General features: G+C 54.5%; 10 protein-coding genes. 1 reads left to right on the forward strand and 9 read right to left on the reverse strand.

All coding sequences use genetic code 11. The features are described from left to right. Positions 1–251: 251 nt before the first annotated feature. From B5F38_RS09910 to B5F38_RS09920, 3 genes are read right to left on the reverse strand one after another with little or no spacing between them, the layout of a single operon-like run. The gene (locus B5F38_RS09910) at positions 252–737 is read right to left on the reverse strand and encodes a pyridoxamine 5'-phosphate oxidase family protein (RefSeq protein ID WP_087409134.1); all 486 of its coding nucleotides are present in this window, start codon (positions 735–737) and stop codon (positions 252–254) included. 15 nt (positions 738–752) lie between these two features. Continuing rightward, entirely contained in the window at positions 753–2,627 is a 1,875-nt protein-coding gene (locus tag B5F38_RS09915; RefSeq protein WP_087409135.1) for a hypothetical protein, read from the reverse strand. 3 nt (positions 2,628–2,630) lie between these two features. Continuing rightward, entirely contained in the window at positions 2,631–5,615 is a 2,985-nt protein-coding gene (locus B5F38_RS09920; RefSeq protein WP_087409136.1) for a PEP/pyruvate-binding domain-containing protein, read from the reverse strand. A gap of 178 nt (positions 5,616–5,793) precedes the next feature. Between B5F38_RS09920 and gdhA the strand changes: the two genes are divergently transcribed. Continuing rightward, positions 5,794–7,128 (forward strand): NADP-specific glutamate dehydrogenase, encoded by a 1,335-nt coding sequence (gdhA, locus tag B5F38_RS09925; protein ID WP_087409137.1) that lies wholly within the window; start codon positions 5,794–5,796, stop codon positions 7,126–7,128. Positions 7,129–7,356: 228 nt separating this feature from the next. Here gdhA and B5F38_RS09930 read toward each other — a convergent pair whose 3' ends face one another. The 6 genes from B5F38_RS09930 to B5F38_RS09955 all read right to left on the reverse strand — a co-directional run bounded on the left by B5F38_RS09930 (position 7,357) and on the right by B5F38_RS09955 (position 14,283). Further along, positions 7,357–7,740: a hypothetical protein gene (locus B5F38_RS09930; RefSeq protein ID WP_087409138.1), complete on the reverse strand. Its 384-nt coding sequence runs from the start codon at positions 7,738–7,740 to the stop codon at positions 7,357–7,359. A gap of 16 nt (positions 7,741–7,756) precedes the next feature. Next, on the reverse strand, positions 7,757–8,605 hold the full coding sequence (locus B5F38_RS09935; protein ID WP_087409139.1) for a DUF4296 domain-containing protein: 849 nt from the start codon (positions 8,603–8,605) through the stop codon (positions 7,757–7,759). 4 nt (positions 8,606–8,609) lie between these two features. Next, positions 8,610–9,239, reverse strand: a complete 630-nt coding sequence (locus B5F38_RS09940) for a lipoprotein signal peptidase (protein WP_087409140.1) — start codon at positions 9,237–9,239, stop codon at positions 8,610–8,612. Between the two features lie 168 nt (positions 9,240–9,407). After that, the gene (locus tag B5F38_RS09945; protein WP_025277464.1) at positions 9,408–9,791 is read right to left on the reverse strand and encodes a TraR/DksA C4-type zinc finger protein; all 384 of its coding nucleotides are present in this window, start codon (positions 9,789–9,791) and stop codon (positions 9,408–9,410) included. Positions 9,792–9,891: 100 nt separating this feature from the next. Next, positions 9,892–13,326, reverse strand: coding sequence for an isoleucine--tRNA ligase (ileS, locus tag B5F38_RS09950; RefSeq protein WP_087409141.1), 3,435 nt, complete (start codon positions 13,324–13,326; stop codon positions 9,892–9,894). Between the two features lie 114 nt (positions 13,327–13,440). Next, on the reverse strand, positions 13,441–14,283 hold the full coding sequence (locus B5F38_RS09955) for a histidinol-phosphatase (RefSeq protein WP_087409142.1): 843 nt from the start codon (positions 14,281–14,283) through the stop codon (positions 13,441–13,443).

The raw sequence follows: 14,283 nt of genomic DNA on the forward strand, positions 1-14,283 counted from the left end.
TCGTCTTTCCGAGTCAGGTCTTTTCGGCCCTTTCTCGCGGCGAAAGTGATGCAAAGATACACCCTTTTTCTTTTCCCTTCCAAATTTTTCAGCAACTTTTTTTTCAAAATTTTTTCAAGGATGCCATCAATCGCCTATTGATCTGCACCTTACAAAAAATTTTTTTTTGAAGGTTTTTGCCAGCTCCCGGCAAACAGCCGAACATATCCCTACCCTTTTTCCCTCTACTTATAGAGTATAGAGTGCAAGAGTCAGTCGACTTTTTTCTGTTTACCACTAAACTCCTGGATGTCGAGGCGGATGATTTCGGTCCGATGAAACGATTTCTCGGCATACTTCAACCCGACTTCCTTATCGTCGGGCGAATACTTATCCAAGAAAAGCCGGAGGGCATGTCGACGCTCATCGGCCGTGAGTCCGATTTGTGCCCGACACTTGACAACTATACTCTCGTAGCCGGTCGTAAACTTGCCGGACACGACATGCGTGCGACCTACGACACAAAACGAGGCCTCGCGATGCAGCTTGATGCTGTTGAGTTTTTTCCCTTCGGGAGCACAGTGCAAATAGATGTGGTCGTGCCCATCCCACACATAATTGATGGGGATGCCATAGGGGTTACCCTGGAGATCGACCAGAGAAAGAAGCCCATACTCGCCTTTCTGCAAGAGCTCCCAGGCACGAGGTTCGTCGAGCAAGCGATCTTGCCGACGGACCATGGTGTTGTCGTAAATCATCTGTTTGCCGTATTATTACCAAAGGGTCATTTGCGAAGGGTCGACCTGATGCGACTTCTTTTGCTCCATCGCAGCCTGCTCTTCGGCTTCGCGTCTCTTCTTCTCTTCTTCCTTGCGCTTGGCAATCATCTCGGGGGTATCGGGCCGAGTAGGTATCAGCCAATTATCGCCAAAGCTGTCGAGCCCCGGAAAATCGTCGTCGACAGAGTCGACCTCGACCTTCTCGGGCGCTTTGGGCTTGCGCCGGGATTTCCTGGCAGGTTTCGGCTTCTCGACCGGCTGTGCAGGCTCCTCCTCGGGCTCGGGTTCCGACTCTTGCCGGGGAGCTTCGGGCTGTTCCGGTTGCACAGGTGTATCGGATTGCGGAGCCGTCTCCAGCAACGATTCGGGTACAGACTCGGCCGGCTGCTCGGAAACCGGTTCTACTGCGGGGACAGGTTCAACCTCGGGCTCATCGCTTTGCGGAGTATCGAAACTGATTACCGTAGGCTCTGGTTTCTCCACAACAGGCGGTACATCGACTGTCGGCACTGGCTTTTCCTCGAGGAGCTTTGCCGCCTGAAGGGCCTCCATCTGCGACAACAGCTCCTGACGCTGGTTGCGCAAGGCTGCTACCAGAGCATTGGCACTCTCCAAATCGGCTTTCAAGGTATCGAGTTCGCTCTGTCGAGTTGCAGCCTCCTGGGCCCGACTCTCCAGCCGCTCGTTGCGCTGCGCCATCTCGCCCAGCCGGGTTTGCAACCGGGCATTTGCCTCGCCCAACTCCTGTACGGTTTTGGAGAGTTGCGCTATACGGTCGTCTTTCGAGGCTTTGACCTGCTCAAACTGCTTGAGCTTGGCCTCGACTTCGTCGACCACCTTCAGGCCATTGCGCGCTTCGGTTAAATCGGCTTCGAGGACCTCTATCTGTTTGGTCTGTTGAGCTATCATCTCGTCTTGCCGGGCCAACTCTTTGCGAACCGTCTCGAGTTGAGCCTTCGCCTCCTGTTCCTTTTCTCGGGCTTCGGCCAGGTCGGCTTCGAGCGTCTCTATCTGTTTGACCAACTGAGCCATCTTCTCTTCCTGACGGGCCAATTCTTCGCGAGCCTTCTCGAGCTGAACCGTCGCCTCCTGCTCCTTTTCTCGGGCTTCGGCCAAATCGACTTGAGCCTGCTGCAAATCGTTGCGGAGCTGCTCGGCTTCGGCCGAATTGCCGGTCTGTTTCTTCAGCTCTTCTCTCAACTGGGCCACCTCGGCATAGGCAGCGTCGACCTCTTCCTGATGGACGGTCGAGACCTTCAGCTTATTGACCAGACTCTTGTTCTCGAGATCGAACTGCTCGCGCTCGGCTTCGAGTGTGGCGATACGGGCCTCCAGCTCGTGCACCTTGTCGGTCACGGCGCGTTTCTGCCGCTCGGCACTCAACTGAGCGCTCTGCATGGCATTGCGCTGCTCCTCGAGCTCCTTCACCTTGACCCGAGCCTCCTCGACCTCCTTCGTCAACGCCTTGTGCTTGTTCTCCCACTTGCGGACAACCCACTCGCGAGAACGGGCATTGACATCGGCCACGAACTTTTTGAACGGCTCGTCGAGCTGCTCGAAGAGGTATTTTTTCTCGGCATCCTTATCGAGAGCGGCCACGACATACTCGGGCAACGAGCGGTTGAGCATCTCGACCATCACCTCGAGCATGGTATCGGGCAACTGTATTTCGCCCGACTCTTCGGACCGGAGCACCTCGGTATTATGCGACGGCTCTGCCGGAGCGGCCGACTCGGCGTGCTCACCTTGCGACTCCCGCTCACGAACACAAGCATTCGTAATGTTTTCGGCCGTATAGGGCTGCGACTCCATTTCATCGTCTTCGCCAGAGAAGCCCAAGGCTCTCCCCATTTTCTTAAATATCGACATAACTTATTCTTCTTTTTTATTTTCATTCAGGTCCAGACCCGGTTTCGTGACCAGCCCCTTGCCCTTTCGTCCGTTAATCTCTATCAATACAGGTTTCTCAAACTCCACTATTCTCAAAGATGCCGATTCGTACACCGCCGGCAGACTGTCGAGATAGGCCTCGTCGTAATAGCCATCGCCGGCAAACGAGTTGACTGTGAAATAGCCCACCCCAAACGAGGTGAGATTCTGGAAGAAGTGAGTGCCTTGACTCGGTTCTATCCGATAGTTATCTAGCGCCGACTCGACAATGAGCCGTGCCGACGAGATGTGGGGCCACTTGACCGGAATACCCAGCGACGAGTCGCTCGAGCCCCACCGGCCAGGACCTATCAAGATGTAATACTCTTCCCGCTCGGTAAAGGTACGATTTATTTTCTCGATTTCTCTTGCTATATTGACATTATTTGAAGCCTTGAAGTTTTGCGACTTCACATACACGATATGACGCACGTTGTCCATGATGCCGTGCCCCAGAGCGGTATTGCTCTTCAAAATGGTCTTTTCGTCGGGTACATCCATCACGTTGTCGTTGAGCATCTCCTTCATGTCGACAATAGGCCGTATCTGCAACCAATAGACCGTACCCGGATTCCCGCTCGTACCGAGCAGTCCGGCAAACTCGATTTCGACCGGACGTCCCATCTCGCGACTGCCCACCGTGAGCATCGTATCGAGAATGGGTGCCAACGGAAAAGCATTGTGCTTGAGTATATTGGCGAAGGTAACCACCTTGCGGCCACCCTCGTAATAGCCGTCTCGAATAATCTGGTCCATCGGGTCGTAAGTCGAAACCATCAGCCGCAGCGAGTTATCCTTCTCGGCATCGCGCACCGAGAGTTTGAGCAGATTGAAGCCGTCGTCAATCGAGAAATTCTTTTCGCTCCGCTTCATGTCCAGCGCATAAAAGCGAGTCTGTGTATCGCGCAGCGCCAGGTCGAGGGTGCTGGTTTGCAATATCTTGTTAGGGTGCCGGGGCGAGAAGCGCAGACTGCGGCCGCCGTCGACAATGTATTTGCCCAGACCGACAGCCAAATCGACCACGCCATCCTCGGCCTTCTCGTCGTTGATGGGATAGTAGTTGATCGAGCGCCCTACCCCGGCAAACGACGGGTAATAGCGGTCGCCATACTGGTTGCCCACCACCTCTTGCAAAATGATGGCCATCTTCTCCTGGTCGATGACGTTGGAGGTGGCCGTCATATAGGCCTTGCTGTCGGCATAGAATACCGAGGCGTAGACGGCTTTCACGGCGTCGAGCACCAGCCGCAGCATCTCCTCCTTGTCGTCGAGAGCCGGAATCATGTAGGTCGAATAGATGCCGGCGAAGGGTTGATAGTGCGAATCTTCGAGCAGGCTCGACGAACGCACGGCAATAGGTTTGCCCACCACGTCGAAGAAGGCCAGCAGGTCGGGCTTCAGCTCGTCGGGGAGCTTAGCCTTGAGAAACTGCTCCAGAATCTCTTCGTCGGGTATATCGGAGAGCGCCACCTGATAGAGGTTGTTGCTCTCCATAAAGGTGTCGAATATATCGGTACAGAGCACCACGGTCTTGGGCACCGTCACATTCACCCCCTCGATGTCGTCGAAGATGGGGTTTCGCTTGATCATGGCGTCGATAAAGGCCAGACCACGCCCCTTACCACCCAACGATCCTTCGCCGATGCGGGCAAAGTTGGAGTACTTGTCGAAACGGTCGCGCTTGAAGATGGCCACGACCCCCCGGTTCTTCATCTTGCGGTACTGCACGATGGCGTCGAAGATGAGCTGCCTAATTTCGGAAATCTCGCTCAGGTCGGTAATGCGGCGCGGCTGCAACGCCTCGGCCATAGGGAATATGGCCCGCGAATAGAGCCAGCGCGATATGTGGTTGCGCGACGCGTGGTAGTAGAGCGACTCGTCGGGGATGATGTCGATATTGTCCTGCAGGTCCTTGAGATTCTTGATGGTGACAATCGGTTCGCCCGTGTGGGGGTTGATAAAGGTGAAGTCGCCAAAACCGAAATTTTTCAGAATCGTCTTCCGCAAATCGACCGGCAGTTTCTTGGAGTTCTTGTCGAGGAACGAGGCGTTCAGCCGAATGGCATCCTTGTGGTTCTCCCACTCCGACGACTCGATAATGAGCGGCAGATAGGGGTCGCACGAGCGCACATAGGAGCAGAACTTGATGCCGGCCTTCTTGTCTTTCACCCCGGCCCGGATAAACGACACGTCGGAGATGATGCCCAGCATATTGCCCGAGTATTTCTCGTAAATCTGCATGGCCTCCTCGTAGGTACGGGCCAGCATCACCTTGGGGCGCCCCCGCATGCGCAACATGCGCTCGTGCTCGTTCAGCGCCTCGGTCGAGAATATCTGCGACTGCTTCAGCACAAAGTTATAGAGGTGGGGCAATATGGAGGAGTAGAACCGGATGGAGTCCTCGACCAGCAGGATGAGCTGCACCCCCACCGAGGTGATGTCGACCTCGGCATTCATCTTGTCTTCGATGAGCTTGATGATAGCCACCAGCAGGTCTACGTTGCCCAACCAGCTGAACACGTAGTCAACACCGCTCAGGTCTTCCTTGGCAATGCGCCTCGACACCTCGTGAGAGAAGGGGGTGAGCACCACAATAGGTATATAAGGATAGAGGCGCTTCATGGCCTTGGCCTGGGTGAAGGTCTCGGAACAGTCGACCCCCGGCATGGTAATGATGAGGTCGTAGCGCTTCATGGCCAGCTCTTCGAAGGCCTCTTCGTTGGTCGTCACCTGCTTCACCCGCGGGGGAGAACTCAGGTTCAGCGACACATATTCGAAGTAAATCTGCTCTTCGACCCGCCCGTCTTCCTCCATGATAAAGGCGTCGTAACGGCTCGCAACAAGTAAGACATTGAAGACCCTTTTTTGCATTAAGTTAGCAAAAGAGGTATCTTTCAAGTATAATTGATTTATATTTGGCCGATTCATTGTTCTATTGTCGATTTTGGCTTACAAAATGCCATTCCACTTTTTTACGATTTAATTGTTCAAAAGTAGTAAAAAAAATTTTTTTATCCATAGAATTATGTACATTTGCAATAAGAGAAACGAGTATCTCTCCCAAGGAGGTACCCAACCAAGAATTTAACTTAACAATATCGCGACTATGAACATCGAGCACATCATGACATCATTGGAGGCAAAGCACCCCGGTGAGTCGGAGTATTTACAAGCGGTACACGAGGTGTTACTCTCTATCGAAGAGGTATACAACCAACACCCCGAGTTCGAAAAAGCCAAACTGATCGAGCGGCTTGTCGAACCCGACCGAATCGTTTCCTTCAAAGTACCCTGGGTAGACGATAACGGCGACATACAGGTAAACCTGGGCTACCGCGTACAATTCAACAATGCCATCGGCCCGTACAAAGGCGGCATTCGATTCCACGCATCGGTAAACCTCTCTATATTGAAATTCCTCGGATTCGAGCAAACTTTCAAAAATGCACTTACCACGCTGCCCATGGGCGGTGCCAAAGGTGGTTCGGACTTCAGTCCGCGCGGCAAATCCGACGCTGAGGTCATGCGCTTCTGCCAGGCCTTCATGCTGGAGTTGTGGCGCCATCTGGGCCCCGACACCGACGTACCGGCCGGCGATATAGGCGTAGGCGGCCGCGAGGTGGGCTACATGTTCGGCATGTACAAGAAACTCACCCACGAGCACACTGGTACATTCACGGGCAAGGGCCTCGAATTCGGCGGTTCGCTCATCCGTCCCGAGGCTACCGGTTACGGAGGTCTCTACTTCGTAAAACAGATGTTGGCTACCAAGGGTATCGACATCGCCGGCAAACGCATCGCCATCAGCGGCTTCGGCAACGTGGCCTGGGGTGCTGCTTCGAAAGCTACCCAACTGGGCGCCAAGGTGGTTACCATATCGGGCCCCGACGGTTATGTATATGACCCCGACGGAATCTCGGGCGAGAAGATCGACTACATGCTCGAGTTGCGTGCTTCGGGCGAAGACATCGTAGCTCCCTATGCCGAGAAATACGGCGTGCAATTCTTCCCCGGCAAACGTCCCTGGGAACAGAAGGTCGACATCGCATTGCCTTGCGCTACCCAGAACGAGCTTGACGAAGAGGATGCCAAGAAGCTGATCGAGAACGGCGTCATCTGCGTGGGCGAAATTTCGAACATGGGTTGCCGTCCCGAGGCTATCGACCTCTTCATCAAACACCGTATCATGTACGGTCCGGGCAAGGCTGTCAACGCCGGCGGCGTAGCTACCTCGGGTCTGGAGATGACTCAAAACGCCATGCACATTTCGTGGACGGCCGAAGAGGTTGACCAACGCCTGCACACGATCATGAGCGACATCCACGCCCAATGCGTGAAATACGGAACCGAACCCGACGGCTACATCAACTACATGAAGGGCGCCAACATCGCCGGCTTTATGAAGGTGGCCAAAGCCATGATGGCTCAAGGTGTCATCTAATCAAGGAAACCGACAAACCTATCTATACAGAGAGAGCGACCCCACACGGGGGGCCGCTCTCTTTTTATCTTCCTATTTTTGTTTCTGTACTTGTATTGCGCACAATGGTATCGCCACCTGCAGATAATCCGCACCGAACAGAAGCCTTGGAGACCACGCCCGTGAAACGGGGGTACCCCTCCTGCTCCATCGACCAGTGAAAGCCGACACATCGAAGCCGCAGTTCGCTCAGAGCACCTTCACCAAATCGAGACGGTCGTCGCGCAACCGGGCCGTAGCCCAACTGATGGAGGTGATGGTATAGAGACTGCACGGATGCACATCGTCGGCCATGTGGCGCAAATAGACGGGATTCTGAATGATGGCTTCGCCCACGGTAAGCAACCAGTTAGCCTCCAACTGCTCGCGTATGGTGCGGCAAAACTCATCCTTCTCAGATTCAAAATCGAGCGAAACGACAAAAAGCACTCCTTCACAAAAAGTGGTCAACGACACCTCGCGCTGAAATGGCAATATGTTGTCTACCCTATTGTCTATGGTCAGGTAGAGAATATGCTTGTTCAACAGAGAGCGTCTGTAACATAACTGATGTGAGAAGAATCCTTTTTTCATAATTGCTAATCTGGAGCTATTTTTTCAAGTTTCCTAATTTTCTTATCGGTGCACGATTCCCCGACTTGTTTTCGACGGGTCGTTCGGGCAGCGACTTCTGCCCGCTTACCGCCGGAATGCGGTTGTTGTAGTGGCGCCGGATGAGCGACAGACTGTCGACATACATAGCCGACGGTACCGGCTGAACGGGTAACACGACATATCCGAAGAGGCGCTGCAACGAGGCCACGGAGTCGGACTGCAACGGCAGCGTGCACCACCCCTCCCGATCGACATCGACCTGATTGTAGACAATATCGTTGTTGCTGTGCCGTATGGCCATGTAGACCTGCGGCTTCACCGCCAAACGGGGCATGAAAAGCACCTTGAACCGCAACTCGAAGTAGTCGCGAATGCGGAAGTTCTCGTCGGGCACGATTTCGAAAGCGAGCAGATTGGAGGCCTGTCGCGTATCGAATACATGAGCCCGCTTCTGTTTCCACACATCCACACTGTCGCCGGGTTGCGACATGGTCTGCGAGTTCTCCTCGGCCAGCAGTTTCTTGGCCTCGTCGTTCTCGGTCTGGAGCCGTTCTATCACCTGCTCGTATATCGCCATGTAATCTTCGATATGATGCCCGTACCACACCAGGTTGGTATCGAACTGCTCCTGCGTGATGCCGTGCTTCAAGAAAACCGCCTCGCGCAACTTCTTCTTGTCGGCATTGCTGCTGTACAGGTTGTAGTTCGATTCGATTACGGCCTCGGCCTTGTGCACGTCGACCAGCACATCGACCATCTTCTTTTTTCCGATTACATAGTCGGGGTCGTGACTGCAGGCAGCCAGCACGAAAAGCGCCATGACGAGATATACCAGCTTTCTCATATCGTTACTGCGGTTTGGCCTCCTTCTTGTGGTCGGTAGAGAGATAGCGGTGATAAAACAGAATGAGACATCCGACACCGACCGAGATGGCCGAGTCGGCTATGTTGAAGACCGGGCGGAAGAACTCGAAACGCTCCCCGCCGATCCACGGCATCCAGTCGGGCCAGTAGAAACTGAAGAGCGGGAAATAGAGCATATCGACCACACGCCCGTAGAAGAGCCCGGCATACCCCTCGCCCGGGACAAACGAGGCCACCATCGGCGGCATGGGATTGTCGAACAACAGCCCGTAGAACAGACAGTCGAATATGTTGCCGGCCGCTCCGGCGATAATCAGGGCCAGACAGACAATAAAGCCCGTGGGCATCTGCGGCTTGTTCTTCACCCGCCACAAGACCCACACCAGCAACACGACAGCTACGATGCGGAACAGCGTAAGGAACAGTTTGCTACCCACCTCCATACCGAACGCCATACCGTTGTTCTCGATAAAGGCAATGTAGAACCAGTCGGTCACATGAATGGCCTGGCCTATATACATGTGGGTTTTCACCCATATCTTCACGACCTGGTCGATAATGAGTACAAGCACAATCACCACGAGGGCAATCTGGCCTTTGGTCAATTTCTTCATCTTTTCTCTCTTTTTCAAAAAAACAGATTCGACCTTCGTGCTTTTCTACGGCGAGAAGAGCGACCGAAGGTCGAATTGTATCAGCATATCGCTTCGATAAGTTTCGTAAAACGGGCATACCGTCCCGCGGCTTCCCGCAGGGAGCCGACAGGCAAAAGCGCGGCCCACTTATTTTTTGCGTCCATCTACCTTCGCATCTATGCCCAGCGTGGCATGAGGAACAGCCCGGAGTCTCTCTTTGGGAATCAGCTTGCCGGTTTCGCGGCAGATGCCGTAGGTCTTGTTCTCGATGCGCACGAGTGCAGCCTGCAAATGTTGTATAAATTTCATCTGACGTTGAGCCAACTGTCCGGCCTCTTCCTTGGAAAGCGTACTTGCACCCTCCTCCAGCACCTTGAATGTGGGCGACGTGTCGGTTACATCGTTACCGTCGGTATTCATAATCGAGGCTTTCAGCAAATCATAATCCCGATAAGCCTTCTCGAGCTTCTCGTTGATAATCTGTCTAAACTCTTCCAACTCGGCGTCGGAATAGCGTGTTTTTTCACTCATAATTATTATTGGTTAAAGTTACACATTCCATCGGTTCATCCCCCTCCGGGGGTGCCTTACGTCAGGTCAAATATAACAGAAATATTACTATGGCTCTCTATTATTTCACGGATTTAACAATTTTGATATTTACCTTGAAGGTGTCGAAATCCAACTCGCTGACACCCTCGCCCGAGAGCGTGTCGACAATCTCGAAGGTATTGGCCAGCACCTGGCGCGACATGTAGTCGCGATACTCCTTCACAGCCTGGTCAGTCTCTTCGTTCGATGCGATGTAGACGTCGATCTTGTCGGTAATATCGAAGCCCGAGGTCTTGCGGATGTTCTGGATGCGGTTCACCAGTTCGCGGGCCACACCCTCGCGACGCAACTCGTCGGTCACCGTAATGTCGAGTGCCACGGTGAGGTTCCCCTCGTTGGCTACCAGCCAGCCGGGAATATCTTCCGAAATCACCTCTACGTCGCCCTTCTCGATGGTGGCCTGCTGGCCGTCGATGTCGAAGGTAAACGAACCGTTCTTCTCGAACTCGGCAATATCGGGTTGCGACATGGCGGCGATGGCAGCAGCCAGCAGCTTCATGATTTTGCCGTAGCGCGGGCCCAGTTTCTTGAAGTCGGGTTTCACGCGTTTCACCAGTATGCCGGCGGCGTTGTCGACAAACTTCATCTCCTTCACGTTCACCTCGCTCAATACCAGGTCTTTCACGGCCTCGATGTGAGCCTGCTGGTCCTGATTGAGAACCGGCACCATGAGGGTCGTGAGCGGCTGGCGCACCTTGATGTTGACTTTACGACGCAAAGCCAGTACCATCGAGGTCATGCTCTGGGCAATCTGCATGCGCTCCTCGAGTGCCGAGTCGATATAGCGGTCGCAACTTACGGGGAAGTTGGCCAGATGTACCGAACGGTTGTCGCGGCCGGTGGCCGTAGTGAGGTCGGTGTAGAGGCGGTCGGCATAGAAGGGGGCAATAGGCGCCATCAGTTTGGCTACCGTCTCGAGGCAGGTATAGAGGGTCTGGTAGGCCGAGAGCTTGTCGTCGGTCATGGCACCGCCCCAGAAGCGTTTCCGGTTCAGGCGCACATACCAGTTGCTGAGGTTGTCGTTTACAAAGTCGGAGATGGCACGTCCGGCACGGGTGGGCTCGTAGGCCGAGAGCTGCTCGTCTACCTCCTTGATGAGCGAGTTGAGCAGCGAGATAATCCAGCGGTCGATCTCGGGACGCTTCTCTACGGGAATCTCGGGCTCGGCAAAGGTGAAGCCGTCGACATTGGCATAGAGGGCAAAGAACGAATAGGTGTTGTACAGGGTGCCGAAGAATTTGCGGCGCACCTCTTCGATGCCGTCGAAGTCGAACTTGAGGTTATCCCACGGCGACGAGTTGGTAATCATGTACCAGCGCAGCGGGTCGGAACCATATTTTTCGATGGTGCTGAAGGGGTCGACGGCATTGCCCAACCGCTTCGACATCTTGTTGCCGTTCTTGTCGAGCACGAGACCGTTGGAGACTACGGCCTTGTAGGCCACGCTGTCGAATACCATCGCGGCGATGGCGTGCAGCGTGAAGAACCAGCCACGCGTCTGGTCCACACCCTCGGCAATGAAGTCGGCGGGGTAAACCTCGCGTTTGTCAAAGGCCTCCTTGTTCTCAAACGGATAGTGTATCTGGGCATAGGGCATGGCACCCGAGTCGAACCACACGTCGATGAGGTCGCTCTCGCGCTTCATGGGTTTGCCCGAAGGCGAAACGAGCACGATGTCGTCGACGTAGGGACGGTGCAAATCTATCTTGTTGTAGTTTTCGGCCGTATATTCGCCCGGTACGAAACCCTGTTTCTTGTAGGGATTCTCGGTCATCACACCGGCGGCGATAGCCTTTTCGATTTCGTTGTAGAGCTCCTCGACCGAACCGATGCAAATCTCTTCGCTGCCGTCCTCGGTGCGCCAGATGGGCAACGGGGTACCCCAGTAGCGGCTGCGCGAGAGGTTCCAGTCCTGCAGATTCTCGAGCCATTTGCCGAACCGGCCCGAACCGGTCGACTGCGGTTTCCAGTTGATGGTGTTGTTGAGCTCAATCATGCGGTCGCGGCAAGCCGTGGTGCGGATGAACCAGCTGTCGAGGGGATAGTAGAGCACCGGTTTGTCGGTACGCCAGCAGTGGGGATAGCTGTGTACGTGCTTCTCGATTTTGAACACCTTGTTGGTCTGCTTCAACATCACACAGATGTCGATGTCGAGCGTAGCGTCGTCCTCGGTCAGTGCCGGGTCGTAGGCGTTCTTCACGAAACGGCCGGCATACTCGCGGTAAGCCTCTACGTTGACATTCTCCTTCACAAACTCGGGATCGAGGTCTTCGAGCAGGTAGAACTTACCGGTCATGTCGACCATAGGCCGGCGGTTGCCGTCCTTGTCGAGCATCATCAACGGGGGCACGCCGCTGGCTTTAGCCACCCGGTCGTCGTCGGCACCGAACGTAGGTGCAATGTGCACGATACCGGTACCGTCTTCAGTAGTCACAAAGTCGCCCGTGATTACACGGAAAGCGCCCTTGCCGGGATTTACCCACGGCAACAGTTGCTCATACTCCATGCCGGCCAGGTCGCTGCCCTTGTATTCGGCTACGACTTTCCAGGGGATGAGTTTGTCGCCCGGCTTGTAGGCGTCGAGCTCCAGGTCGGCAGCCTTGGCGTTGAAGAGCGTGGGCACGAGTACCTTTGCCACAATCACGCTGATGGGCGCACCGGTATAGGGATTGTATGTCTGTACCAGATTATAGTCGATATTGGGACCTACGCACAGCGCCGTGTTGGAGGGCAAAGTCCAAGGCGTCGTGGTCCATGCCAGGAAATAGGGCTCACCGAAAGCCGCCATCTCGGGACGCGGATTGCGAATCTTGAATTGTGCGATACAGGTTGTATCCTTCACATCGCGGTAGCAACCGGGCTGGTTGAGCTCGTGCGAGCTGAGGCCGGTACCGGCAGCAGGCGAATAGGGCTGAATGGTGTATCCCTTGTAGAGGTAGTGTTTGTTGTAGAGTTGCTTGAGCAGCCACCACAGCGTCTCGATATAACGGTTGTCGTAGGTGATGTAGGGGTTCTTCATATCTACCCAGTAACCCATACGGTGCGTGAGGTCTTCCCACTCGCGGGTAAACTTCATCACATCTTTGCGGCAGGTAGCGTTGTAGTCGGCCACCGAAATGGTCTTACCGATGTCTTCCTTGGTAATGCCCAGCGCCTTTTCCACACCCAACTCTACGGGCAGACCGTGGGTATCCCAACCGGCCTTACGCATCACCTGAAATCCCTTCATGGTCTTGTAACGGCAGAAAATATCCTTGATGGAGCGAGCCATTACGTGGTGAATACCCGGCATACCGTTGGCCGAGGGGGGACCCTCGTAGAATACAAACGAAGGACAACCTTCGCGGGTTTCCAAACTCTGATGAAAAAGATCTTGCTTATCCCACTGATCCAGAACCTCCTTGTTGATTTCGGAGAGGTCGAAGTGAGAATATTCGGTGAATTTCTTGCCCATATATTTCTGAAATAATATTTACTTAAAAAAATCGGCACGAAGATACAAAAAAAAGCTGTAACCATGAAAGAAACAGCTTTATATTCTTTTCCGAAAGAAAATCATACGACCCCGTTACAGGTCGAGCGGAGCCTCTACCCACTCGCCCCGGCTCAACTGCCACACGGCGGTGTAGCCGGCACGGGCCAAGGCGTGCAGGGCTTCGGGGCGGCCGGCATTGATTTTGGCCGGATAGTGCGCATCGGAGTTGACGACCACCCGGATGCCCATCCGGTGCATCTGCTCGAAATAGTCTTCGTTGGGGAAGAAGCGGCCGCGCGTGGCAAAGGCCTTGGTGTTGACCTCGACCAGCAGGTGGCGCGAAGCGATTGCCTCGAGGTAGTCGTTCACCAGCTGCCGGTACCACGCCTCACGGTCAAGTCCGGGCCGATAGAGCGAGGCATTGAGCCCTATCTTGTCGAGGTGCCCCAGAAAGTCGAACCCGCCCAACTCGATCAGGCGGAACGAACTGCGGTAGAAGCGACGCACCGCCTCGTCGACATCACCCCCGAAATAGGTATCGACGTAGCCTCTGAAGCGGTCGGGAGAGCCGTCGGTGTCGATAGGAGTTCCGTCGGGGGTAACGATGTAGTGCACCGACCCGATGCGGTAGTCGAGCGGCAGCTCCTGAAAGTAGGGAATCGAGGGGTTGAAGGTGTCGTCGAGAAAGTCGATTTCGAGCCCCACATAAAGTTCTATTTTCGACGCATAGAGCGATTTAAGCCGATGGAACTCATCGAGATAGTCGGCCAGCCGCTCCCGGTGCATGTTGCAGTTGTTGGCTATCGGGAAGGGGGCGTGCGACGATATGCCGTACGAGGCAAAACCCTCGGCAACGGCCTCCTCGACAAAGTCAGCCATGGGGGCGTGCCCGTCACAAAACTCACAATGCGAATGATAATTGGTCAACAGATTCAT

It is taken from the genome of Barnesiella sp. An22, from assembly GCF_002159975.1.
GTDB classification, from domain to species: Bacteria; Bacteroidota; Bacteroidia; order Bacteroidales; family Barnesiellaceae; genus Barnesiella; species Barnesiella merdigallinarum.